This window comes from Williamsia sp. z71 (assembly GCF_059553375.1).
This window is the reverse complement of sequence record NZ_JCANWX010000003.1, coordinates 222,283-246,016: the sequence shown is the minus strand read 5'-3', so window position 1 is coordinate 246,016 and position 23,734 is coordinate 222,283. Positions and strand designations below refer to the sequence as shown.

Annotated in this window: 20 protein-coding genes; 8 read left to right on the top strand and 12 right to left on the bottom strand. The window is 66.1% G+C overall.

The annotated features are described in order from the left end of the window. Positions 1-25: 25 nt before the first annotated feature. Genes AC51GR_RS09320 through AC51GR_RS09310 form a run of 3 tightly spaced genes read right to left on the bottom strand, consistent with a single transcriptional unit; the run spans position 26 to position 3,381 of the window. A complete protein-coding gene (locus AC51GR_RS09320; RefSeq protein ID WP_496324350.1) occupies positions 26-832 on the bottom strand; it encodes a transglutaminase-like domain-containing protein in 807 nt (268 codons plus the stop codon). A 51-nt stretch (positions 833-883) separates the two neighbouring features. Beyond that, the gene (locus AC51GR_RS09315; RefSeq protein ID WP_496324349.1) at positions 884-1,807 is read right to left on the bottom strand and encodes a diacylglycerol kinase; all 924 of its coding nucleotides are present in this window, start codon (positions 1,805-1,807) and stop codon (positions 884-886) included. Further along, a complete protein-coding gene (locus tag AC51GR_RS09310; RefSeq protein ID WP_496324620.1) occupies positions 1,804-3,381 on the bottom strand; it encodes an FAD-binding oxidoreductase in 1,578 nt (525 codons plus the stop codon). The genes AC51GR_RS09315 and AC51GR_RS09310 overlap by 4 nt, the downstream gene beginning before the upstream one ends. A gap of 62 nt (positions 3,382-3,443) precedes the next feature. On the opposite strand from AC51GR_RS09310, the gene AC51GR_RS09305 reads away from it, so the two are divergent. Next, the gene (locus AC51GR_RS09305) at positions 3,444-4,082 is read left to right on the top strand and encodes a TetR/AcrR family transcriptional regulator (protein ID WP_496324348.1); all 639 of its coding nucleotides are present in this window, start codon (positions 3,444-3,446) and stop codon (positions 4,080-4,082) included. Continuing rightward, positions 4,079-5,632 (top strand): glycerol-3-phosphate dehydrogenase/oxidase, encoded by a 1,554-nt coding sequence (locus tag AC51GR_RS09300; RefSeq protein ID WP_496324347.1) that lies wholly within the window; start codon positions 4,079-4,081, stop codon positions 5,630-5,632. Before AC51GR_RS09305 ends, AC51GR_RS09300 begins: the two co-directional genes overlap by 4 nt. Here AC51GR_RS09300 and AC51GR_RS09295 read toward each other — a convergent pair. After that, positions 5,629-6,720: an aminotransferase class V-fold PLP-dependent enzyme gene (locus tag AC51GR_RS09295; protein ID WP_496324346.1), complete on the bottom strand. Its 1,092-nt coding sequence runs from the start codon at positions 6,718-6,720 to the stop codon at positions 5,629-5,631. The two genes, AC51GR_RS09300 and AC51GR_RS09295, sit on opposite strands and share 4 nt — an antisense overlap. 99 nt (positions 6,721-6,819) lie before the next feature. Between AC51GR_RS09295 and AC51GR_RS09290 the strand changes: the two genes are divergently transcribed. Beyond that, positions 6,820-7,434 carry a hypothetical protein gene (locus AC51GR_RS09290; RefSeq protein WP_496324345.1) on the top strand — a complete coding sequence of 205 codons (615 nt, stop codon included), beginning with the start codon at positions 6,820-6,822 and terminating at the stop codon, positions 7,432-7,434. Between the two features lie 69 nt (positions 7,435-7,503). On the opposite strand, the gene AC51GR_RS09285 is transcribed toward AC51GR_RS09290, so the two are convergent. The 5 genes from AC51GR_RS09285 to AC51GR_RS09265 all read right to left on the bottom strand — a co-directional run bounded on the left by AC51GR_RS09285 (position 7,504) and on the right by AC51GR_RS09265 (position 11,761). Continuing rightward, positions 7,504-8,307: a hypothetical protein gene (locus AC51GR_RS09285; RefSeq protein WP_496324344.1), complete on the bottom strand. Its 804-nt coding sequence runs from the start codon at positions 8,305-8,307 to the stop codon at positions 7,504-7,506. Continuing rightward, a complete protein-coding gene (locus tag AC51GR_RS09280; RefSeq protein WP_496324343.1) occupies positions 8,304-8,720 on the bottom strand; it encodes a M78 family metallopeptidase domain-containing protein in 417 nt (138 codons plus the stop codon). The genes AC51GR_RS09285 and AC51GR_RS09280 overlap by 4 nt, the downstream gene beginning before the upstream one ends. Continuing rightward, entirely contained in the window at positions 8,717-9,130 is a 414-nt protein-coding gene (locus AC51GR_RS09275) for a hypothetical protein (protein WP_495513899.1), read from the bottom strand. Before AC51GR_RS09275 ends, AC51GR_RS09280 begins: the two co-directional genes overlap by 4 nt. Before the next feature lie 363 nt (positions 9,131-9,493). Then, the gene (locus AC51GR_RS09270; protein WP_496324342.1) at positions 9,494-10,333 is read right to left on the bottom strand and encodes an LLM class flavin-dependent oxidoreductase; all 840 of its coding nucleotides are present in this window, start codon (positions 10,331-10,333) and stop codon (positions 9,494-9,496) included. A 45-nt stretch (positions 10,334-10,378) separates the two neighbouring features. Further along, positions 10,379-11,761: an MFS transporter gene (locus AC51GR_RS09265; protein WP_496324341.1), complete on the bottom strand. Its 1,383-nt coding sequence runs from the start codon at positions 11,759-11,761 to the stop codon at positions 10,379-10,381. Positions 11,762-11,863: 102 nt separating this feature from the next. Between AC51GR_RS09265 and AC51GR_RS09260 the strand changes: the two genes are divergently transcribed. Both AC51GR_RS09260 and AC51GR_RS09255 read left to right on the top strand, forming a co-directional pair. Further along, complete coding sequence (locus AC51GR_RS09260; protein ID WP_496324340.1) at positions 11,864-12,448, top strand: YqgE/AlgH family protein; 585 nt, start codon at positions 11,864-11,866, stop codon at positions 12,446-12,448. A gap of 106 nt (positions 12,449-12,554) precedes the next feature. Further along, a complete protein-coding gene (locus tag AC51GR_RS09255) occupies positions 12,555-14,588 on the top strand; it encodes a CocE/NonD family hydrolase (protein WP_496324339.1) in 2,034 nt (677 codons plus the stop codon). A gap of 118 nt (positions 14,589-14,706) precedes the next feature. Here AC51GR_RS09255 and AC51GR_RS09250 read toward each other — a convergent pair whose 3' ends face one another. Then, positions 14,707-15,642: a bile acid:sodium symporter family protein gene (locus AC51GR_RS09250; RefSeq protein WP_496324619.1), complete on the bottom strand. Its 936-nt coding sequence runs from the start codon at positions 15,640-15,642 to the stop codon at positions 14,707-14,709. Positions 15,643-15,697: 55 nt separating this feature from the next. After that, positions 15,698-16,144: an SdpI family protein gene (locus AC51GR_RS09245; RefSeq protein ID WP_496324338.1), complete on the bottom strand. Its 447-nt coding sequence runs from the start codon at positions 16,142-16,144 to the stop codon at positions 15,698-15,700. An 84-nt stretch (positions 16,145-16,228) separates the two neighbouring features. On the opposite strand from AC51GR_RS09245, the gene leuS reads away from it, so the two are divergent. The 3 genes from leuS (at position 16,229) to AC51GR_RS09230 (ending at position 21,337) form a co-directional block, all read left to right on the top strand. Then, entirely contained in the window at positions 16,229-19,075 is a 2,847-nt protein-coding gene (leuS, locus tag AC51GR_RS09240; protein ID WP_496324337.1) for a leucine--tRNA ligase, read from the top strand. Positions 19,076-19,163: 88 nt separating this feature from the next. Continuing rightward, complete coding sequence (locus AC51GR_RS09235; protein ID WP_496324336.1) at positions 19,164-20,309, top strand: acyl-CoA dehydrogenase family protein; 1,146 nt, start codon at positions 19,164-19,166, stop codon at positions 20,307-20,309. Next, entirely contained in the window at positions 20,309-21,337 is a 1,029-nt protein-coding gene (locus AC51GR_RS09230) for an acyl-CoA dehydrogenase family protein (RefSeq protein WP_496324335.1), read from the top strand. The genes AC51GR_RS09235 and AC51GR_RS09230 overlap by 1 nt, the downstream gene beginning before the upstream one ends. A 23-nt stretch (positions 21,338-21,360) precedes the next feature. Here AC51GR_RS09230 and AC51GR_RS09225 read toward each other — a convergent pair whose 3' ends face one another. Then, entirely contained in the window at positions 21,361-23,712 is a 2,352-nt protein-coding gene (locus AC51GR_RS09225) for an FHA domain-containing protein (RefSeq protein WP_496324334.1), read from the bottom strand. Positions 23,713-23,734: the final 22 nt, after the last annotated feature.

Sequence of the window (23,734 nt, the reverse complement as noted above, 5' to 3'; positions counted from 1 at the left end):
CCCCCGGCGGTCCCGGCGGGGAGGGTCAGGTGATCGAGATCAGGTCACCGATGTCGTCGGAGGGGAGCGCGCCGTCGACCACCGCGGTCACCGACGCATAGTTCAAAGTGATTGCGCCACCATGGTTGTCGAGGAATGCGGTGTCGGCGGCATCGCGCCCGGTGGAGATCCGCACGAGGGTCTGACGGGGCGCGAGGCGGGTCGCATCGACCACCCGCCATTGCCCGTCGACGAGTGCTTCGGCAACGGCGTGGAAGTCCATCGGGTCACACCCGGGTGCATAGACGGCGACGAGCCGGGCCGGCACGTTCAGCGCACGAAGGGCTGCGACGACGAGATGTGAGTAGTCCCGGCACACGCCGGCCCCGGCGAGCAGGGTGTCGGTGGCCCCGTCGGTCGGACCGCTGGCGCCGGGTGTGTAGTCGAGGTGGTTGCCCACCCAGGCCGCAACGGTTTCGAGGAGTTTGGCCGGTTCGGCGCTGGTATCGAATTGCTTTGCGGCCCAACCGAAGAACTTGTCGGCCTCGGAGTACCGACTGGGCCGCAGATAAAGCGACCGGTCGTAGTCGGTGGCCGTGGCGGGTGCGGTGTTGCCGACGACGGTGGCCTTGTACGCGACCTTCAGTTTGCCGACACCGGCATGCAGCAGATGGATCCGGTTGCCGTGGGGTCCGGCGACCTCCCGGGCCTCCACGGGCTGTCCGTCGAGAAGGAATGACAGGGTTTCGGACACCTCGGCGCCCGGATGTGGTGCCACGGCGATCTGGAACTCGAGGTCGGTCTCGCCGGTGATGTCGACGTCGAGATGGGCTGATACATCGCGCTTTTGCACGCAGAACTCCTGTGTTGATCAATGCGGAACCTGGATCGGACAGGAGAACTCTCATACACCCCCGGGTGCTGCCGACGAGAGAAACGATACCGCACCCCGGCGGACTTCGATGGTTGCCGGTAGTTCACCGATCCGGTCCCCGTCGGCGTAGATCGGTGTCCGCCTCGAACTGGTGAGCTCGATGCTCTTCCCCCGCAGCTGCTCCACCTCTTTGCGGTGAATATGCTTGCCGCTGTAGATCGTTGGGAACAACCCCATCAGTTTCAGGCGGGACCCGTGATGCACCAGGGTGATGTCCAGTTCGCCGTCGTCGATGACGGCCGACGGAGTGATCTGCATCCCACCGCCGTAGGTTGCGGTGTTCCCCACCGATGCCAGTACCAGATCTCGGTCCAGAGCCTGGCCGTCCACGGTGATCCGATACGGAAACGGCTTCATCCGGGACAGCTCGATCAGGGCCGCAATCGGGTATCGCAGTTGGCCTTTCGGCCAGGACAGGGTGTTGGCCCGTTCGGTGACCAGGGCGTCGAGACCGCTGGCCGCGACGGTGCCGAACGCGTGGACGCTGCCATCGGACAGCGTGATCGTGGCGGTGTCGCAGATCCGGCGGGCACCGCGAGAGATGATCGCGGCCGCTGCGGCAGGATCATCGGTCGGTATACCCAGTGTCCGGGCCGTGTCGTTACCGGTGCCGGCCGGCATCAAACCGATGGGTACGGCGTCTGCACCCGCCTCGTACGCGGCCTGCAACGCCAGTCGGATCGTCCCATCTCCCCCGACGACCACCAGGGCGTCATGTTCAGGGGACCGCACCCCGCGGGCGAACTCGAGGGCTTCGTCGGCGCTCGACCCGGTCAGTGCGGTGACCTCGAGTCCGGTCGCCACCAGTGCTTTGACGGCGGCGGCGACCGCCGCACCGGCAAGGCCGTGACGTGCGGCCGGATTGATGAGCGCGGCAACTCGACGGATGGTCATGGAATGAGTTTGCCCGGGTTCAGGATCCCGGTGGGATCGAGTGTGGATTTGACCGCACGCAAGACCCGGGCGCCGACGTCACCGATCTCATCCGCCAGCCAGGGACGGTGGTCGGTACCCACGGCGTGGTGGTGGCTGATCGTGCCTCCCGCCTGCACGATCGATTCGGTGACAACCGCTTTGACGGCCGACCATTCGGTGACCGGGTCGTCGCCGCAGCGGTAGACGACCGTGAAGTAGAGCGAGGCGCCGGTCGGATAGGTGTGGGAGATGTGGCAGAGCACCAGCGCGGGGGAGCCGGACAGCCCGATGGCCTCGGTCAGGCCACGGGTGACAGCGGTCTTGAGCGCGGTCAGGTTCGACCAGGTGGTGGCCGTCTCCAGCGTCTCGCAACCGACCCCGATGTCCAGCAGTGCGTCTCGTAGATAGGGGGCGTTGAAGCGGCCGTGTTCCCAGGCCTGTGCCCGGTCGGCGCCGAGTGAGGTGCCACCGGCCTCGGCGAACAACAGTCCGGTCAACTCCTGCCGAGCTCGGGCCACCGGCTCGGTTCCCTCGAAGGTGGTGACCGCCAGGCAGCCACCGGAGACGCCATCGGTGTCGGCGCCGATCTTGTCCGGGCTGGTCAGGTTCACTCCGGTTTCCGCCTCGTCGGACAACCGCATGACGGTGGGTCCGACACCCTGCTGTGCCACGGCCCGCAAAGCCGCTGCGCCGGAGCTGAAGTCGGTGAAATGCCAGGTGTCGTGGAGGGTCACCGGCGCGATGCGGCGCACGCGCAGGGCGACCGCGGTGATCACACCGAGGGTGCCTTCTGAGCCGAGGAACAGCTGGCGCAGATCGGGTCCGGCGGCGGTCTTCGGAGCCCCACCCAAGTCGACGATGCCGGTGGGTGTGACCACTCGCAGGCCGGTGACCATGTCATCGAACCGGCCGTATCCGGCAGAGGCCTGTCCTGATGATCGGGTCGCCGCGAACCCGCCGATGGTGGCGAACTGGAAGCTCTGGGGGAAATGGCCGAGGGTGAATCCGTGTGCGGCCAAGAGCTTCTCGGCCTGTGGGCCGGTGACGCCGGCGCCCAGCACCGCTTCGCCGGAGATGGTGTCGATCGACAGGAGTTGATCGAAACGCCGAAGATCGAGGCTGACCGCCGCCCGCAACGAACCGGCCTGCGGGTCGAGACCACCGACCACGCTGGTGCCACCACCGAACGGCACCACCGCGATCCGGGAGGTGGCGCACCAGCCGAGGAGATCGACGATCTCCTGTTCGGTGGCAGGTTCGAGCACCGCATCCGGTGCGTCCTGACTGCGGGTCCTGCGGCGCAGGAGGTCAAGGGTCGACTTCCCGCCGGCACGGGTCAGTCGATCGCCGTCGGCCGTCGACACCGCACCGACGATGCCGCGTAGGGCCTGCAGGTCCGCGTCGGTGAGGCGGACCGGTGAGAGTTCGATGTCGGTGGCCGCCGGAGCCGGGACCCGGTCGCCGGTCACGCCGAGCACCTGTGAGAGCAGGCCCCGGATCGCGTCGGAGAGGTCGGTGGCGGCCTCTGCAGACCCCCAGCCGTCCCAGCGCATCGGGGGCAGTGGCAGGGAATGCTGAGGAAAATCGGCTGTCATGAGTTACAGTTTTACACAACATGTCACTCCGTAACGATAAATCGGCCCTGGTTGGACACCTCGATGACCGGACGTCGGACCCGGTGGCCTCAGCGATGGGCGACAACATCACCGACCGGGTGCTCGACGCGACCCGGACGGTGCTCGTTCGTGCTGAGGGACGCAAGATCACCCTGGCGGAGGTGGCGCGGGAAGCCGGCGTCAGCCGGCCGACCGTCTATCGCCGGTGGCCGGACGTGCGAACGCTGACCACCGACCTCGTCACCCGGGAGCTGATCGGCACGATCGCCGACATCCCGGCACGCGGCGACACGCTCGATGACAAGGTTGATCGCCTGGTGGCCGTCGCCGAGGCGATCCGCGACAACGATCTCCTCGAAATGCTCTGGCGCGAACCCTCCACCGCGCTGGCGCCCTACGTCTTCGTCAGGCTCGGGCGCAGCCAGCACGCCGCCCTGGCGATCTTGCAGCGTGCGATCGCCGACGGTCAGCGTCGCGGCGACGTCCGCGACGGGGCCCCCGAGGAGATGGCCGCGATGGTGTTGTTGATCTGCCAGTCGGCCATCCAGTCGCACGCGATCGTGCAGCCGATCCTGGCCGATCGGTGGACCGTGGAATTGCGGTACGCGCTGTACTCGTACCTGCGCGTGCAGTCGTGACCTTCGAACAGTTCCCGGCCGGAGCGCTCAACTCGGCATCGCGCCGTGCGAACCTGGATCGATTGCGCTCGCGAACAACACCTTTGGATGTCCTGGTGATCGGCGGGGGCGTCACCGGAGCCGGCGTCGCATTGGATGCCGCAGGCCGCGGCCTGTCGGTCGCGCTGGTCGAGGCCCATGACCTGGCTTTCGGCACCAGTCGCTGGAGCAGCAAGTTGATCCACGGCGGTCTGAGGTATCTGGCGAGCCTTGACGTGTCGATCGCTCAGGAGTCGGCGCTCGAGCGGCACCGGATCATGACGGTGATCGCCCCGCATCTGGTTGGCTCACTGCCGCAGGTGATCCCGGTCTTCGACGGCAGTCCGGTGAAGGGGACGCTGGCCGCACGGTTGGGGATGTTGGCCGGGGATGTGTTGCGGCACAACGCCAAGACGCCCACCGCAGTGTTGGCGCGGTCACGGCGGGTGTCCGCGGACGAGGCCACGGCACTGTGTCCGGCGATCCGTACCGACGGGCTGCGAGGTGCGGTGGTGGCCCATGACGGACAGCTCATCGACGATGCCCGGTTCGTGGTGGCCCTGGCCAGAACCGCTGCGGCCCATGGCGCGATCATCAGCACCTATACCCGTGCCACCGATGTCACCGGGCGGGGTGCGACCCTGACCGATGTCCGGACCGGTGCCTCGTTCGGGGTCCGGGCGCACGCCGTCATCAACGCGACCGGTGTCTGGGCCGGCGAGGTCGACGAGAGCGTCAAGCTGCGGCCGAGCCGGGGAACCCATCTGGTGGTCGATTCTGCAGCGCTGGGCAATCCGACCGGCGCACTCACGGTTCCGTTGGGCGACAGCATCAGCCGGTATGTGTTCGCATTGCCGCAGCAGCTCGGTCGCACCTATATCGGATTGACCGACGAGGATGCACCCGGTCCCATCCCGGACGAGCCGAAGCCGACCGATGCCGAGATCAGGCTGCTGCTCGAGACCATCAACAAGGCGCTGGCACGTCCACTGACCATCGACGATGTCCGCGGAGTGTTCTCCGGGTTGCGTCCACTGGTCGACGAGGTGGATCACGGTGTGCCGCTCAGTACGGCGGACCTCTCGCGCAAACACCTTGTGGCGGTGAGGGACGACGGTCTGATCACAGTCGTGGGCGGCAAGCTCACCACATACCGTGCGATGGCCGAGCAGGCCGTCGACGAGGCCGTCGGTCGGTCGGGTCTGGTCGCCCGGCCGTGCCCTACCACTGAGCTGCCGCTGATCGGGGCGACCGGAACACCGGACCGCTCAGATCTGCCGAGTTCGCTGATCGCCCGTTTCGGTGCGGAGGCCGCTCACGTGCTGGAGGTCGCCCGGGTATCGGATCCGGCGGCGCCGATCGCACCCGGAATCGATGTGACCCGGGCCGAGATCGAGTTCGCCATCACACACGAAGGTGCCCTCACGGTGGATGACATCCTGGCCCGCCGGACCCGGATCTCCTTGGTACAGAAGGACGCCGACCTGGCGCGGGCCGCGGTCAGCGACATGATGGACCAGACGCCGGACTAGTAACCCATCCCGCGGAGTTCACCGGCCAGCAGGTCGAGATGGGACCGCTGGACGTCGAGGTGTGGGCTGATCCGCAGAACCGACTGCTCCGAATTCAGTGGCGCCCGCCACGAGTCGGCGCACGTCACCAGGATTCCGATCGATCGCAGTTTGTCGCGGGCGGCCAACACATCCGACGGGCCCCAGCCCGGTGGCGGTGCCAGGGTGACGATCGCCGAGGGTTCGTCGATCGGTTCGAGCACCTCCCAGCTGCCGATGCCGTGCAGACGCTCACGGGTGAAGCGGCCGATGGCGGCCAGTTCACGGTTGACCCGCTCGGGTCCGAAACTCTGCAGTTCCTGGATCGCCACGCCGAGGCCGAGACGGCCGGCGACAAAGGCCTCCGAACTCTCGATCTCCACCGGACGCACGGAATCCGAACGGACGGCGAGGAATCCGACGCCGCGTGGGCCGGCGAGCCACTTGCGGCTGGTGCCGTAGACGACGTCGGCACCGGATGCGCAATCGCGCTGGCCGAATGACTGTGCGACGTCGACGACGACCGGCACACCGGCGACCCGGGCGAGTTCGACGATCTTGCCGACCGGCTGGACGACACCGCTCTGTGAGCCGATATGGCAGATGTGGATGAAGTCGGGCTGGTCGAACTGCAGCATGTTCTCGAGCGCGTCGGTGTCGACATGTCCGTACACATCCCCGGAAGGGATGGTGTGGACGGCGTAGCCACGCCGTTCGAATTCGTCGAGGTTGGGGCCGAACTCGTTCTTGGCCACCCAGACGGTCGCGGATATCGGGAGGTTCCAGTAGGTGAGCAGCGCGCGCAACGCGGCCTTCGCCGATTCGCGGAACGCGAGTTCATGGGCCTGGTGTCCGACGAGCGCGGCGATGTCGTGACGGCACCGGTCCAGGGCCTCGCTCATCTGTTCCTGCGCGACATAGGCGCCGCGTTCGGATTCACGCCACAGGTGTGCGGTGATCGTCTCGATGACCTTGGTGGAGGAGCGTGACGCCGCCGCGGAATCGAGATGGATGCTCATCGGCTCGGTACGACCGCGATGCCACAGATCGCCGAGCTCGCTCACATACATCCGAAGATCCTCCTCGACGCCGGGACATGGTGTGCATCACACGCTACCGCTTCCGGACGATCGGGAACCGGTGCACGGGTCCAGTCCGTCCAAGTACCCATGGAGCCGGTCATCGAGTACGTCTTTGGGATCGGCGACGGATCGACCACCACGTGGACGTCGCCGGCCGGTGTGGTGCTCGGTGGGGGTGCGGCAGATGCGATTCCACTCGATTTCGATGGGGACGGCAGAGTCGACGACGTGTTGTGGGACCGCAACGGTGACGGTCGGGCCGATCTCAGCGGTCTCGACCTCGACGACGACGGTGCGGTCGACAATTGGTTCTCGGACAACGGCTCTGGCGTATGGGGGCATCCAGAGCCCGATCCGCGGGGCAGCAATCCGACCGCCGGCCCCCAGGTCGCGGTCCCCGAGCCCACGGACATCCATCTCACCTGGACCTCGCTGGACGGAGCGCAGCAGACCGCGACCGCAGAGACCGATCCCGGGGGTTCGCGGGCGCTGGTCGATTTCGTCGGCGACGGGGAGGCCGCCGACCTGCTCTACGACCGCGACGACGACGGCCGCGGCGAGATCGTGGTGGTGCGCTCGGGCGGGCGCGTGTATTTCGATACCGACGGAGATCAAGCGTTCGACCAGTTGTTCGTCGACCATGATCTCGACGGGACGGCCGACGCGGTGATGTTGCCGCACCAGCCCGGGTTCGGACCCTGATAACTCAGATTGTGCAATGCAACCGAAGGCCGGCTGTCCCGAAGTCGGACAACCGCATGCAGCGCGACGTCAGGCGGCCTTGTTGTGGTGCCGTAGTCGTCTGTCTTCGATCGCGCGTGCGTTCCGGTAGATCCGCCCGTTTTGCCATGCGGAATAGGACGCGGTCATCCCCAGTAGCAGCGCCCCCATCACGCAGAACGCCAACGCCAGGAATCCGAGGGTCACGCTGACCGGGCTGTTCTCGGCGATGTCGATGCCGCCGATCCAGATCGTCGCGGTGACGATGATCTTCCAGATCGCCCAGAGCACACCGCAGATACCGCCGATCCCGACGATGTAACGCAGGGGCCCGAGCTCGGACCGGACCACTGTCCACCCGAAATAGCCGGCCGGGAATCCGATCCAGACCGCGAATATCACCTGATACACCGCCACCTGGTACATGTGGCCGTACTCGGAGAGGAAGTTCGCCGATGGTGCGAGCGTGCTGTGGACGAGCGACAGGTTGAGCACTGCTATCGACCCTGCCGCGGCCACCACGAGCAGCACTATCCGCTGGTTGAGATCGGAATCGCTGTGGATGTCGGCGTCCGGGTTGGCGTTGCCGCGGCGGATCGCCATCAGGGTGGCGACCAGTGCGCAGCCCGCGATCACGGCCGAAGTGGCCCCCCAGATGCGTTCGGAGGTGTTCAACACCTCGCGGACACCGTGCTCGGGAACCAGGGAGGTGTAGGTCTCCCCGGTCAGGCAATAAAAACCGACACATACGCCGAAGGCGGTGGTCGCAGTTTGGCGGTACAGGGCCCCTCGGACGGCGAGCATCGCTCCCAGGGCGACCCCAATCCAGGCGAGGGCGCCCAGAGCTTGACTCATGCGACTATGCCAACAGCTCCGAACGCTGCAGTCAAAGCGCGGTTGTTGCGGGGTTCGCTACCCCGGCCTTCGGCGAGCGTGCCGACGGTGGTGGCAAATGCCTCGGCTTGCGCTTCACGACGTGCGTTCTGATCGCAACCTTCGTGACCGGCCAATAGATGCCAGGCCTCGTGAGCCGCAATGTGGATTCGGTGCGCATCAGAGACGTTGGCAGGAGAAACGATGATCGCGGTCCCACGGCTGGTCCGCAATGCGGCGCCGGTGATCTCGCCGGAGTCGAAAGACTCCGACGTGATGCACCGGACCTCGCATTCCAGTTGCTCGCCGAGACGGGATTCGAAATCGTCCCAGTCCCATCCACTCATCGGCGTGATGGCCGCGGCGAGGCGGAACATCTTCTGCCGGGTCATCATTGTCCGACGCTCTTCTCGGCTTCGAGGACCCGACTCACCTCTCGCAGTAGGGAGGCGAGTTCGGCCCGCCCGGTCGACGACAACTGATCGGCGCGGAGACCGGCTACCTGAAGTCCTGTTTCCTCGATCGCAGCCTGCACCTCTTGACCGAGAGTGCGGGGGCTGAACGAGAAATGTTCTTTCGAGACCCCGAAAAATGAACAGATGGCGTCGCGTACCGCGCCGTCCACCTTCATTACGCGGCCCTTGCGGATCCGCCATACAAATTGCCGATCGATGTTACGACCTGTTTCGGCCGTCACCCAGTCGGCAATCTCTGCATTTGCAGTGCGCGACCCACCTGGCCAGCGAGTAGCACAGAGCCTATTGAGTTCAATGGCGAACTCAGATACCTCGTCACGATTGCGCATGCGCCAATAGTGCCAGGTGATTCCCGGTTTTGTCGCCTTGATCAGGCTAATTGCCGATATTTTCTCCTCACTCCATCGGGCAAGTTGTATCCCGACGTCTGCGCCCGCGGATAGATCATGGCGCTGACCTGCATAAACGATCAGACCCAGACATCGTCTCGGCATTCTTTCGCAAAGGTTACGATCAATGTTCGTAAATCGGTGTCGGACTGGCGGATATGTCGCTGACCACCACAGACACCCCATTTATGGGGTACTGCGCGAGCGGTTCGGCTGGAGCGACCGCCGAGTCGACGAATCCCCTGGCTGGGGAGCGGAAACAATTCGGGACGCGCGACGGCATATTTCGCGAGCCGAACATTCTCACTTGTCGCCGGCGGGCGGTCCGGCGTTGATCCGTTCGAGTTGGTAGGCGATGGGATCGTCGGGGGTGGCGCCCCAATCGGAATCCAGCCACCAGGTGATGCCGGCATCGGCCAGCGCCGCCGCCCGTTCGCGTTCGCCGGCGGGGTCTTTCAAATCGGCGGTGGCCTCATAGACGACGTCGTAGCTTCCGGTGCATCCGAGTTCCTCGCGTAGCTCCCGGACCTCGCGGGCCACACCTGCCCACCGCTCCAACGGCTGCGGCTGCGGGCCTTCGACGCCGGCGAAGTTGGGGATCAATCCGTCGCACCGCGCCGCCCGCGACATCGACTTGCGAGAACCCTCCAACCCAACGCACCAGGTGGTGATCCGGGGTTGCTGGACCGGTGGGTCGGGCAACTCGAAGTCGGTGGGCTGCACGCGGTAATGCTTACCGTCGTACGAGAAGGGCTGGCCGCCCCATAGCCCGAACAACACGTCGAGCCCTTCGTCGAGGAGTTCGGCACGCACCTTGCGTCCCTGATCGGGCTCGAAGGCCAGCCAGCCCGGGTGCAGCGCACCCAAACCGACGCCGAGAATCACCCGACCACCACTGAGTCGATCGAGGGTCGCGGTGGTCGACGCCAGGTCCCACGGCTTGCGCCGGGGCAGGGGCGTGAGCATGGTGCCGAGTTTGATCCGATCGGTGCGCATGGCCGCGGCGGTCAACGAGATCCAGGGGTCGACGCCCCACAGCGCTTCCCAGCCGAACACCGCGTCCCAGCCAGCTTCCTCGGCGGCCACCGCCATCTCCGCGAAATCGGCGCTGTCACCCTTGGGGAAAACGATCCCGTACTGCACGGTGCCTCCTGTGAGAGTGGACCTGACCGGCAGCTGTCACCGGGGTCAGGCAGTGGTCGCCAGCGGCGCGGACGGTGGAGGACAGACGGGGACGTCACGATGGTGGATCAGCGTGACCGAAATGATGGCCAGGGCGTAGAGCACTGAACCGGCCACGACCAGGACCATGGATTTGCCGTCGGTGGGGATGGCGAACGCGGCAGCGGTGACCGCAGCCACGAACGCGACGTTGAACAGCGCATCCTGGAACGAGAACGCCTGTCCACGGCGGGCGTCGTCGACGTCCATTTGCATGGCTGCGTCACCGCACAACTTGCACACCTGGCCGATCAGGCCCAGAACGACCGCGGCGAAGCAGATGACCACACCGTTGAAGGTCAGCAGCGCCAGCTGGGCCACCGTGCCGATGGCCAGCGCCGAGACCACCGCTCGCTGACGCCCGAATCGGGCGACCGCAAACGGGGTGAGCACCGCGGCGAGCAACATACCCACCGCGGTCAGGCCGGCGACCAGCCCGAAGCCGGTCAGGCCGCCACCGAGTGCCGACTGTTTGGTCAGGACGAGCAGTAGGAGCGTGTTCATGCCGAACACGATGCGGTGCGCGCCCACGCCGGACAGTGCCGCGGCGGCCGGCGGCGAGCTCCACACCGCCCGGGCGCCATGACCCAGACCCACCGCGACCGCGCGCAGGGCGCTGCCCTCCGGATGGCCGGGGGTCGGATGACCGACGAAGTCCGGATGATCCGGACCCAGCTGCAGCGGCTTGAACCGGCGGGCGATGCCCGCGGTGATCAACGCCATCACGACCGCGCCGAGCAGGGTCAGGGCGCTGCCGGTGTTGTCGGAGCCGAAGATCTCCCGCAGGGTGAAAGCGGCACCGGCGCCGAGGGCCAGAATTCCGGAGCCGGCGGTGGTGAAGAACGAGTTCATGCCGACCAGCAGATCGCGCGAGACCACGTGGGGCAGCGACGCCGACAGGCCCGACGCGACGAACCGGCTGGCACCGGTGACCGCCAGCGCGGCGACGAGTACGCCGGTGTCGCCGGCTCCGGTCGCGACCACCACCGACACGATCGAGACGAGGATCGCCCGCAGGACGTTGGCCCAGACGAGAACCAACCGTCGATCCCAATGGTCGAGGAGCGCGCCGGCGAACGGGCCGACGAGGGAGTAGGGAAGAAGCAGGACAGCCATCCCGGCCGCGATCGCCATCGGATCGGCGTGGCGCTCGGGGTTGAAGAGGATCGCACCGCCGAGCGCGGCCTGGAAGAGGCCGTCGGTGAACTGGCTTCCGAACCGAACCGTCAGGAGCCGGGACAGGCCCGGTGACTTCTGGAACGACCGCGTGAAATCGCGCAACGGCAACCGCTGATGGCCGGCGCGGACATGCGGCACCGGGTCCGCGACGGGTGGTTGGACGTTCATCATCATCAGCGTACAAACGAATTCACGATCGGGTGCTCCGGCGATCCGAAGACCGGGTACTTCCGCCTGTTCGTCGTAGCCTGTTGGAGCCACGGGCGTGGCATCATGTTCGGGGTGTCATCTGGTATCGAGGCGATTTCCGCCGGCAGCTTGTTGATGGCGTCCACCGATCTTGCGGAGCCGACATTCCGGCGCACGGTCATCTACGTCATCGAACACAACGACGCCGGCAGTCTGGGCGTTGTCCTGAACCGGATGAGCCAGACCGCGGTGCACAACCTGTTGCCGGCATGGACCGATACCGCCGCCCGGCCGAAGGCGGTATACGTGGGCGGTCCGGTCAAGCAGGACTCGGCGCTGTGTCTGGGCGTGATCAAACCCGGTGTCGGCATCGAGGGCGTGCCCGCCCTGCGATCGGTTGCCGGCCGCGTGGTCCTGGTCGATCTCGATGCCGATGCCGACGAACTCGGTCACCTCTTGGTCGGGGTCCGGATCTTTGCCGGATATGCCGGATGGGGTATCGGACAACTCGGTGACGAATTGCGCACGGGTAGTTGGATCGTGGCACCGTCGATTCCGGAAGACGTCATCGCCCCCGCCGAGGTCGATCTCTGGTCGCAGGTCTTGCGACGTCAGCCGTGGCCGCTTCCCATGCTCTCGACCCACCCGATCGAACTCGAGCGCAACTGATCGCTGATCGTCGATTTGGCTTCAGCAATCTGTTAGTGTCACCCCTGATGTGAGCGGCGTCTCAACGGATGCTCGCTCGGGGGTCGGGGAACGCGGAGGGGGTCCGATGGGTTTGTGGGGTCGAGGTGCGGGCGTGGTGGCCGGCCTGGTTTCAGTGGTTCTGGTTGCCGGATTCAGCAATCCTGTTGCAGCGCTGGCTGATCCGACAGGTGGTGCCGATGGGGCGCGGTGGACCGCGCAACACGACGGTGCGTCGCGGTATCCCGGCATCAACGTCCGGTGGGATGTGCCGATCACGATGAGTGACGGCACGGTCCTCAAGGCCAACATCTACCGGCCTGCCGATGGTGCGAACAGGCCGGTCGCCACCAAGATGCCCGTGATCGTGAACATGACGCCGTACACGAAGCTGGTCAGTGCGGTGGCCGATGCGGCGTTGTCGAACCCGGTGCTGGCGCCGCTGGCCCTGCAGCTCGCCGATCTGCTGAACTTCTCCGGCACCCCGTTCGACGGCCTGTCCGATCTGGTGCAGACCCTCAAAAGTGGCTTCGCCCAGACCTTCAGCGTCGATCCCGAACTCATCCGTTCCGGGTATACCCAGGTTGTGGTGGACGTGCGCGGGACCGGCTTCTCGCAAGGAGTCTGGGATGTCTTCCAGGCCCGTGAGCAGCAGGACACCGTCGAGGTGATCAACTGGGCCGCCCGGCAGAGCTGGTCCGACGGCAAGGTCGGCATGAGCGGGGCGTCGTACTCGGGGATCAATCAGATCCAGGCGGCCAACAAGAATCCCGAACCGCTCGAGGCGATCTTCCCGGTCGAGCCCGGCGGCGACCTGATCCGGGACATCGTCGCCCCCGGAGGTGCGCTGGGTGTGGGCTTCCTGCCGGCCTGGCTCGCGCTGGTCAACGGACTCAAGTTCGTGCCCGATGTGCAATCGATGTTCAACGGCACCTTCGACTGGAAGTGGTTGGGGTCGAGGCTTTCCGATCCGGCGGTCTTCGCCCCGCAACTGTTGGACGCGCTGCTCTCCCCCACCGTGGAGTCGGTGCCGCCGCGTACCCAGAGCCTGCTCGACGAGAGCTCGTCCGAACGCACCAACTGGCTGGATTACGCCGAGAACATCACCACACCGACGATGATCTACGGCGGCTGGTACGACCTGTTCACCAACAGTCAGTGGCGGATGTTCGACAAGATCCCGCTCGCAGATGGCAAAAAGCAGCTGATCATGGGCCCGACCTATCACGTCACCGGCGGTTCCCGATTCGGGGATCCCGGCTATCCGCCGCGGCTCGACGTCCTGCAACGCGCCTGGTTCGACAAGTGGCTCAAGGGAATAGACAACGGCATCGAAAATTATGGACCGGCCACCCTGTACCAGCAGGGTAACGGTTGGACCACCGCCGAGGACTTCCCGCGACCGGGGATGAACCACCAGCGGCTCTACCTCTCCGACAGTGCGAGCGGCACCGCACCGCACGCGGTGCGCGACGGATCGTTGTCGGCGGCATCCTCGGACAGCCGCGGCAGGCTCACGGTCGCACCGGCTTTGGCCACACTGTGTTCGCGTGATGCCGCACAGCAGACCGCGGGTCTCCTCGCGGTGTTCTCCTTCTGTGCGGACGATTCGCGGATCGCCGAGTCGAGCGCATTGACGTTCACCACTGCGCCGTTCGCCGAGGCGACCAGCCTGAGTGGTCCGATCAACCTGCACCTGAACACCGTCATGGACGCGGCCGACGGCTACTGGACGGCAACGCTGAATGATGTTGCTCCCGACGGCACCTCGACGGTGCTGACCTCGGGCCAGCTGATGGCCTCGTTGCGGGCGCTGGACGAGGACGCAACCGGGTACGGACCGAACGGTGACGTCGTCGATCCGGTGCAGACCCTGACCCTGGCCACCCGTGCGCCGGTGGTCCCGGGCCGGGCCGTGCAGCTCGATGTCGGTCTGCTGGCCACCGATGCCCTGATCAAACCCGGACATCGGTTGCGCGTCGACGTGTTCGCGGCGAACTTCCCCCGAGGTCTACCGTTGCGGCCGTTGCTGAATGATTCGCAGCTGAGGCCGCAGCACATCCAACTCGACCCGAATGCCCCGAGCTACGTCAACATCCCGGTGTCCCGGCCGGTGCGCTGATTTCCCTTCATCAAATTCGCGCCACCTGCCTGCGTCTGCGCCGGTTGCAACCGGCGCGTTCGCGAGTAAGTGGCGCGAATTTCGGAAGGCGGGCAGCCGACGTGGCGCGAATTTCGGGCTAGACCTCGGACTGGCGGCTGTATCGCGCGGCAAGCCAGGCGCAGATCATCAGCTGAACCTGGTGGAAGATCATCAACGGCAGGACGATCAGGCCGATGGTGCGTCCCTCGAACAGGACAGCGGCCATCGGCAGACCGGTGGTCAGCGACTTCTTGGTGCCGCAGAACTGGATGGCGATGGAATCGGCCCGGTCGAAGCCGAGCCGCCGCGATCCCGTGCGGGTCAGCCACAGCATGACGGCAACCAGCACCACGGCCAGCACGACGAGGATCACCACCTGCCACCAGCTGACCTGACTCCAGATGCCATCGCGCACGCCGTCGCCGAACGCGGCGTACACCACGAGCACGATGATGCCGCGGTCGAAGAACTTCGTGAGGCTCGTGTGTGCCGCGATCCGCCGGCCAACCAGCGGCCTGAGCAACTGCCCGGCGACGAACGGCACGAGCAACTGCAGGACGATCGTCACGACGGACGAGGCCGAGAACGAGATCTCACCCGAGGAGTTCATCAGCAACACCACGAGCATCGGGGTGAGGAACACACCGAGCAGGTTCGACGCCGAGGCGCTGACGATGGCGCCGGCAATGTTGCCGCGGGCAATCGAGGTGAAGTTGATCGACGACTGGACCGTGGACGGGACCAGGCAGAGGTAGAGCACACCGGTGGCGAGATCGTCGCCGACGAGGTGCGGGAGCAGCGGCCAGAGCGCCAGGCCGAGCAAGGGGAACACCACGAAGGTGAATCCGAGGATGGTCAGGTGCAGACGCCAGTGGGTCAGGCCGGTGAGGGCATCCCGGGGATGCAGGCGGGTGCCGTAGAGGAAGAACAGCAGACCGACGCCGATCTTGACGACCCAGTCGAGGATGTCGTCGGCTACGCCGCGGGCCGGTAGCACCGTGGCGACCAGAACCGCCGCGATGATGGCCACCATGAAGCCATCGATGTTGAAGCGCTGCAGGAAGGCCAGCGGCGAGCGCGCCACGCCTTTAGTCGGACGGGGTTGCGCCACCTGCGGCGCTGTCGGTGGTGCACATGCTCTGCAGGGAACAGCTCGTGCAGCCACCGCTGACGCCGCAGTCGGAGGCCGGATCGGGCATCGCTGCAGCCGCGCGGACACCGAGTGAACCGATGACTCCGGCCAGGCCGATACCGACCGCGATGGCGGCGGCGGCGATGATCACGCCGACGGTGCCACCCAGCAAGATCGCCAGGACCGCGCCCATCAGGAGGACCGCAGCCGCGCAGATCAGACCGGGCCCGGCGACGCGGTTGGCCAGCTGGAACTTCTCGTCGCTGCCCATGGTCTCGACGGACCGTACACCGAGCCACCTGTTGCGGGGAAGACGCCTCGTGGTGCCCAGGACACCGGGTACTCCGAAGACCAGCGCCAGCGCCAGGGCGACGACGGCGAGGATGTTTGCTGCGACGGTCACGCCCATACAATACGAGGCCTGGGAAAATCAATGGTCACCCAGGCCTGCCTGCAGCCCGGATGAGCCAGGCTTTACGCTGGTCAAGTGACTGGCCCGACGACTTCAGCCCCCGACGAATCCCCGCAGCACCGCTACACGGCAGAGCTGGCCGGGCAGATCGAGGCGCGATGGCAGCAGAACTGGACCGAGCGGCGCACTTTTGAGGCGCCCAACCCGGTGGGAGACCTGGCAGGTGATCTGTCGGTGTTCGACGGTCCCGACGCCAAGCTCTTCGTCCAGGACATGTTCCCGTACCCCTCGGGTGCCGGACTGCACGTCGGGCATCCTCTCGGTTTCATCGCCACCGATGTCTACGCGCGCTTCCACCGGATGAACGGTCGCAACGTTCTGCACACGATGGGCTTCGACTCGTTCGGGCTGCCGGCCGAGCAGTACGCGGTGCAGACCGGAACCCATCCGCGCACCACCACCGAGGCCAACATCGAGCGGTATCTGGAACAGATCCGCCGGTTGGGCCTGGGTCACGACGAACGTCGCCGGGTGGCCACCACCGACGTCGACTTCTATCACTGGACCCAGTGGATCTTTCTGCAGATCTACAACGCCTGGTTCGACGGTGATGCCGGCAAGGCCCGTCGCATCCCCGAGTTGATCGCCGAATTCGATTCCGGTGCGCGCACTCTCGCCGACGGCCGCAACTGGGCGGATCTGGACGAGGCCGCCAGGGCCGAGGTGATCGACGACTACCGGCTGGTCTACCAGAGCGATTCGCTGGTCAACTGGTGCCCCGGTCTGGGTACCGTGCTGGCCAACGAAGAGGTCACCGCCGACGGTCGCAGCGACCGCGGCAACTTCCCGGTGTTCCGTAAACACCTGCGGCAGTGGATGATGCGGATCACCGCGTACAGCGACCGGTTGCTCGACGACCTGGACCTGCTGGACTGGCCCGAGAAGGTCAAGACCATGCAGCGCAACTGGATCGGCCGATCCCGCGGCGCGCAGGTCGCGTTCAGCTCGCCCGCCGGACCCATCGAGGTGTTCACCACCCGCCCCGACACCCTTTTCGGCGCGACGTACATGGTGCTCGCCCCCGAACACGAGCTCGTCGATCCGCTGATCGCGGCGCAGTGGCCGGCCGATGTCAACCCACTGTGGACCGGTGGCGCGGCCACCCCGGCGGAAGCCATTGCGGCCTACCGCAACACGATCGCGGCCAAGTCGGACCTCGAGCGGCAGGAGAACAAGGAGAAGACCGGTGTCTTCACCGGCTCCTACGCCGTCAATCCGCTCAACGGGGCGCAGGTCCCGGTGTTCATCGCCGACTACGTGCTGCTCGGCTACGGGACCGGCGCCATCATGGCCGTCCCGGCCCACGACACCCGCGACCACGAGTTCGCGACGGCTTTCGGACTGCCGATCATCGAGGTCATCGGTTCGGAGCAGGGTGTGGCCGACGAGGCCTACACCGGTGACGGGCCGCTCGTGAACTCCGGATTCCTGAACGGGATGCGGGTCGACGAGGCGAAATCGGCAACCATCGAGCGCCTCGAGGCCGACGGTACCGGCAGCGGCACCGTCCAATACAAGCTGCGCGACTGGCTCTTTGCGCGTCAGCGCTACTGGGGTGAACCGTTCCCCATCGTCTACGACGAGTCCGGTGCGCCGCACGCGATCCCGGATTCGATGCTGCCCGTGGCACTTCCGGACGTCATCGACTACGCGCCGATCTCGTTCGACCCCGACGATCCGAACAGTGAACCGTCTCCCCCGTTGGCGAAGGCCACCGACTGGGTGAACGTCGAGCTCGACCTCGGTGACGGACTCAAGCACTACACCCGCGACACCAACGTGATGCCGCAGTGGGCCGGCAGCTCCTGGTACCAGCTGCGTTACATCGACCCCACCAACCCGGATGAGTTGTGCGCCAAGGAGAACGAGGCGTACTGGATGGGCCCGCGGCCCGAGGTCCACGGCGAGAATGATCCCGGCGGGCTCGATCTGTACGTCGGTGGTGTCGAGCACGCGGTGCTGCACCTGCTGTACTCGCGCTTCTGGCACAAGGTGCTGTTCGACCTCGGGCACGTCAGCTCGGCCGAGCCGTACCGGCGTCTGTACAACCAGGGCATGATCCAGGCGTACGCGTACACCGATTCGCGTGGTGTCTATGTGCCTGCCGAAGAGGTCGTCGAAGAGGGCGGCAAGTTCTTCTACAACGGCCAAGAGGTCAATCGGGAATACGGCAAGATGGGCAAGTCCCTGAAGAACTCCGTTGCGCCGGACGACATCTGCCGTGACTACGGTGCCGACACCTTGCGTGTCTACGAGATGTCGATGGGACCGCTGGACACCTCGCGGGCCTGGGCGACCAAGGACGTCGTCGGTGCGCAGCGATTCCTGCAGCGCGCCTGGCGTCTGGTCGTCGATGAGGTCACGGGCAAGACCCGGGTGGTCGACGTGGACCTGACCGATGACACCAATCGTCTGCTGCACAAGACGATCGACGGTGTGCGCGAGGACTATTCGAACCTGCGGGACAACACCGCAGTGGCGAAGCTGATCGAGCTGACCAACCACCTGACCAAGCAGTACCCCGACGGTGCGCCCCGTGACGCGGTCACGCCGTTGGTGCTCATGCTGGCGCCGGTGGCACCGCACGCGGCCGAAGAACTGTGGGAGCGTCTGGGCAACACCGCGTCGCTGGCCCACGGGCCGTTCCCGGTGGCGCAGGAGCAGTGGCTCGTCGACGACACCATCGAGATCCCGATCCAGGTCAAGGGCAAGGTACGCAGCCGGATGACGGTGGCGGCCGACGCAGACGAGGCGACGTTGCGCGCGACGGCGCTCGCGGACGAGAAGATCATCCCGTTGCTCGAGGGTGAGCCCCGCAAGGTGATCGTGGTGCCCGGCCGAATGGTCAACATCATTCCGTAAACCCTCGAACCCCCGGAAGTGGTGGGTTATGGTGAGCGACGCGCAGTGGCACTCACCAACACCCATCACTGTGGGAGGCATCAGGAGCATGACGGATCTGAGGTTGGTTCCACCGGTTCCGGACGATCCACACGCACTCGATGGGCTGCGTTCGCAGGTCCGGGAATTCGTCGCCGAACAACGCGCTGCCGGACGGATGAGCGGGCAGGTGGACAACTGGCTGACCGGCTGGGACGAGGACTTCTCCCGGGCGTTGGCCGCCCGCGGTTGGCTGGGCATGACCGTCCCCGAGGAGTACGGCGGGCACGGGCGCACACACCTCGAGAGATTTGTGGTCACCGAGGAATTGCTGGCTGCCGGGGCACCGGTGGCGGCGCATTGGATCGCCGATCGGCAGATCGTGCCGTCGCTGCTGAAGTACGGCACCCAGACCCAGAAGCGAACGTACCTACCGCGTATCGCGCAGGGCGAGTGCTACTTCGGGATCGGCATGAGCGAACCGGATTCCGGCTCCGACCTGGCCAGTGTGCGGACGAAGGCCACGCCCGTCGAGGGGGGCTGGACGATCACCGGCACCAAGGTGTGGACGTCCGGTGCACACCTCGCGAACGCCTTCATCTGCCTGGCCCGGACCGCCGCGGTCGATCCCGCTCATCGACACGACGGCCTGAGCCAGTTCATCGTCGACCTGACCTCACCGGGCGTCGACATCCGACCGATCATCAGCATGAACGGGCGACATCACTTCAACGAAGTGGTCCTCGACGACGTCTTCGTGCCGGACGCGATGGTGTTCGGGACCATCGGCGACGGATGGAACCAGGTGACCTCCGAGCTGAGCTTCGAACGCAGTGGCCCCGAACGCTTTCTGTCGACGTTCCCGCTGTTGGCCGAGATCGCGGAGCGGACCGCCACCGGTGAACTGCCCGCCCACCCGGACCTGGGCCGATACGTCGCCCGCATCGCGGGCCTGCACCAGATGTCGGCAGCCGTGGCAGGCGCCCTGGAACGTCATGAGCCGGCCGACACCGCCGCAGCGGTCGTCAAAGTCCTCGGGACGTCGACAGAAGGTGACATCGCGGACTTCGCCGACCTCCTCGGGGCCGATGGCACATCTATCGATTACGCGGAGATGATCGCCGATGCCGTCGCCGGACGTCCGGGTTTCACGCTGCGCGGCGGCACCAACGAGGTGTTGCGTGGTGTGATCGCACGGGGATTGGGGATGCGCTGATGAATGCATCTGCGGGTGTGGATCGGGCACTGCTGGAGATGATGTCCGACGTCTTCGCCGCCCATCGGGAGCATCATGGGCCGAATATCGAGGTCGCACAGTGGGATACGGAGCTATGGAAGCAGCTGTCCGAACTCGGACTGGTTCGCTTGACCGGAAGTGAAGAGAGTGGCGGGAGCGGGGCGGGTTGGCACGAGGCGGCGGCACTGAGCCATGCCGCCGCCCACCACGGCGTACGTATCCCGTTGGCCGAGCATGATCTGCTCGCCGGATGGCTCCTCGAGACTGCCGGACTCCCGGTCGACGAAGCCCGCCGGACGGTCTGCGTGCTCGACGATCGGGGCGTCGCGTCGGGGGTGCCGTGGGCGTCTGCGGCAGATCGGGTGGTCGTTCTCTGGCGCGACGCGGACACGTACCGCGTTGCTGATGTCGAGGCTTCCGGTGTGAGCATCACCGGCGGTTCGAACCTCGCACACGAGCCACGTGACACCGTCACATACGACATCACCGATCAATCCGGGATCGCGGTCCCCGACGCCGTTGTCGACCAACTGGTGATGCGCAGCGCCCTGGTACGTGGCGTGCAGGTGAGCGCAGCGCTCGATCGCATCCTCGAGATGTCGATCGCCCACACCTCCGAACGAGTTCAGTTCGGACGCTCATTGGCCAAGTTCCAGGCGGTGCAGATTCTTGTCGCCGACATGGCCGCGGAAACCGCACTCGCCCGTGCGGCGGTCGAAGCCGCAGTGGGCGAGGCCGTCCGCTCTGATTGGACCGGAACCGGTCTCGGGTTTCTGGTCGCGGTGGCGCGATCCTGCGCCGGACATGCCGCCTCCGTGGTGGTGCGTAACGCCCACCAGGTGCACGGTGCGATCGGCACCACCCGCGAACACCGCCTGCATGAGTTCACCCAAGCGGCCCTGGCCTGGCGTTCGGAGTACGGCTCGGTGCACCACTGGGACAACGAGATCGCCGGCGTGGCTGCCGCTGCCGGCCGCGACGGTCTCTGGGCACTGGTCACCGGCTGAGCCGGCCCCGATCGGGGTGGGGTTCAGGACCGCTTCAAACGCAACCGGCTGTAGATGAACAGCAACAGGACCACGGCCATCGCGCCGAGAACCGCGTAGCTGGTGCCCAGGGTGGTCATGTCGTGTTGCCAGAGGGGTTCGTCCTCGGTGGCCGAACCGGGGGTCGTCCATTGCACCTCGACGGTGGAAGCCGCTGCGGCATAACCCCATCGGGAGGGGCTGAGCCAGGCGATCTGTTCCAGTCCGACCCGGTCGTGCAGGGCGAAGAGGCCGCCGCAGAACACCAGTTGGATCATCACCACGACCACCAGAGGCGGCATCGTCTGTTCGGGGGTTCGGACCGTCGCCGAGATGGCCAGGCCGATGAGGGCTCCGATGCAGGTCAAGAGGGCGAGGTCGATACCGAGTTCGACTGTGGCAGGCAGATATACGCCCTTGCCGGGCGTCCCTCGGCCGGCATGGCAGACCAGCAGCATGATCACCGATTGCGCGATCGCGAAGACCGCGAAGACGAGTACCTTCGCCGCGAGGTAGGCGCCCGGGCGTAGGCCGACGGCACGTTCGCGCTCGAAGATGGAGCGTTCGGCGACCAGGTCGCGGACCGTGAGCGCCGACCCCATGAACGTCGCGCCGATCACCAGGATCACCAGGATCTGCAGGGTTTCGGTGGTCCCGGGTGCGTTGAGCCCGAAGCCGGCCGATCCCGGGATCACCATGGTGAGTGCTCCCAGGACCATCGGCAGCAGCAGCAGGAATATCAGGTATCCACGGTCGGCCAGGATGAGCCGGAACTGTCTGCGCGCAATGGTGCTGACCTGGCGGAGTGCACTGGCCTGACGTGACCGTGGCCGGGATGAGCCGGGTTGCGGCGGCGGTGGGGGTGGCCGCCTGCGGACGCTGTCCCGGTAGCGACGCGACGCCTCGTCGGGCCGGGCCGCGACGTAGGCGAAGATCTCGGGCCAATCATCGGTTCCCATTGCCGTTTTCACTGATCCGGGCGGGCCGCAGAACGCGGTTTTTCCGCCCGGCGCCAACAGCAGCACCTGATCGCAGATCGACAGGTGGGCCACCGAGTGGGTCACCACGATGACCACCCGTCCGGCGTCGGCGAGCCGGCGCAGGGTCTGCATCACCTGCCGGTCGAGCGCCGGGTCCAACCCCGAGGTCGGCTCGTCGAGGATCAGCAGCGCCGGTCCGGTCAACAACTCCATCGCGACCGATGCCCGTTTGCGCTGTCCCCCAGAGAGTTTGTCGATGCGGGTGCCGGCGTGCTCGGTCAGTTGCAATTCGGCGAGCACTCCGTCGATCACCAGATCCCGGTCGCCGCGGGACATGTCCGGTGGTAGCCGCAGCTGTGCGGCGTAGCGCAGGGCCTGCCGCAGGGTGAGCCGACTGTGCAGTACATCGTCCTGCGGCACCATCCCGATTCGGGTTCGCAGGGCGTCGTACTCGTCATGAACCCCGTGTCCTTCGAACGTCACGGTCCCCACCGAAGGGTGGTGTGACCCCGAGATGATCTTGGAGACAGTCGATTTACCGGCGCCCGACGGGCCGATGATCGCCGTCAGTGTCCCGGGTGCGGCGGTGAACTCGACGCCGTCGAGGAGTTGCTTGCCATCGATGGTCAGGCTCACCGAACTCACCTGTACCCCACCGGAGACGACCGACCGCGCCTGACCGCGGATCAACTGGCCGTCGGAGACCACGAAGTCGCTGTTACCGATGGTGACGACGTCACCGTCGGTCAGCGCCTGTCGGGTGATCCGGCGCCCGTTGACAAACGTCCCGTTCACACTGCGCAGGTCTTCGATCACCAAACCTGTTGGACCGCTGATCATCTGGGCGTGGTGACGAGAGGCGAGCACGTCACTGACCACGACGTTGTTGTCGGGCGTGCGGCCGATGCGAATGGTTGATCCGCCGGCGATGTCGACCGACTGACGTTGCGGCGGCTGATTCCCGGCGCTCCGGTACACCGCCGACATGTTCTGCCGCAGGGCTTGCATGTGTGGCAGGTCGTCGGCACCTGCCGGTTTCTGCAGGGATCGGATCGGGGCCGGAGTGGGTTCTGAGATTCTGATCCGCAGTACCGGTCCGGCGTCGGGACCACCGAGGCGGACGTCCTGGGTGCCGCACAGGTTCACCGACTGCACCCGCTGACCACCGGCGTAGATCCCGTTGGTGCTGCCGCTGTCGGTGATCGACCATCCGCCGTTCCAGGTCAGCATCGCGTGCCGTCGGGAGATCAGTGGATGGTCGATGGTGATGTCGTTCTCCGGCACCCGCCCGATCTGGATCCGGGTGGTACCGGGAACCGGCGGAGCCTGGATTCCGTCGACCCATATCTGCAGTTCGGTGGGGATGGATGTGGTCATGGCTCGGTGCTACCTGACGTCG

Excerpts from the sequence above, each read along its gene's own strand:
- AC51GR_RS09315 (WP_496324349.1), bottom strand. The coding sequence starts at position 1,807 with ATGACCATCCGTCGAGTTGCCGCGCTCATCAATCCGGCCGCACGTCAC.
- AC51GR_RS09310 (WP_496324620.1), bottom strand. The coding sequence starts at position 3,381 with ATGCGCTGGGACGGCTGGGGGTCTGCAGAGGCCGCCACCGACCTCTCC.
- AC51GR_RS09305 (WP_496324348.1), top strand. The coding sequence starts at position 3,444 with ATGTCACTCCGTAACGATAAATCGGCCCTGGTTGGACACCTCGATGAC.
- AC51GR_RS09295 (WP_496324346.1), bottom strand. The coding sequence starts at position 6,720 with ATGTATGTGAGCGAGCTCGGCGATCTGTGGCATCGCGGTCGTACCGAG.
- AC51GR_RS09290 (WP_496324345.1), top strand. The coding sequence starts at position 6,820 with ATGGAGCCGGTCATCGAGTACGTCTTTGGGATCGGCGACGGATCGACC.
- AC51GR_RS09285 (WP_496324344.1), bottom strand. The coding sequence starts at position 8,307 with ATGAGTCAAGCTCTGGGCGCCCTCGCCTGGATTGGGGTCGCCCTGGGA.
- AC51GR_RS09280 (WP_496324343.1), bottom strand. The coding sequence starts at position 8,720 with ATGATGACCCGGCAGAAGATGTTCCGCCTCGCCGCGGCCATCACGCCG.
- AC51GR_RS09275 (WP_495513899.1), bottom strand. The coding sequence starts at position 9,130 with ATGCGCAATCGTGACGAGGTATCTGAGTTCGCCATTGAACTCAATAGG.
- AC51GR_RS09265 (WP_496324341.1), bottom strand. The coding sequence starts at position 11,761 with ATGATGAACGTCCAACCACCCGTCGCGGACCCGGTGCCGCATGTCCGC.
- AC51GR_RS09260 (WP_496324340.1), top strand. The coding sequence starts at position 11,864 with ATGTTCGGGGTGTCATCTGGTATCGAGGCGATTTCCGCCGGCAGCTTG.
- AC51GR_RS09255 (WP_496324339.1), top strand. The coding sequence starts at position 12,555 with ATGGGTTTGTGGGGTCGAGGTGCGGGCGTGGTGGCCGGCCTGGTTTCA.
- AC51GR_RS09250 (WP_496324619.1), bottom strand. The coding sequence starts at position 15,642 with ATGGTGGCCATCATCGCGGCGGTTCTGGTCGCCACGGTGCTACCGGCC.
- AC51GR_RS09235 (WP_496324336.1), top strand. The coding sequence starts at position 19,164 with ATGACGGATCTGAGGTTGGTTCCACCGGTTCCGGACGATCCACACGCA.
- AC51GR_RS09230 (WP_496324335.1), top strand. The coding sequence starts at position 20,309 with ATGAATGCATCTGCGGGTGTGGATCGGGCACTGCTGGAGATGATGTCC.
- AC51GR_RS09225 (WP_496324334.1), bottom strand. The coding sequence starts at position 23,712 with ATGACCACATCCATCCCCACCGAACTGCAGATATGGGTCGACGGAATC.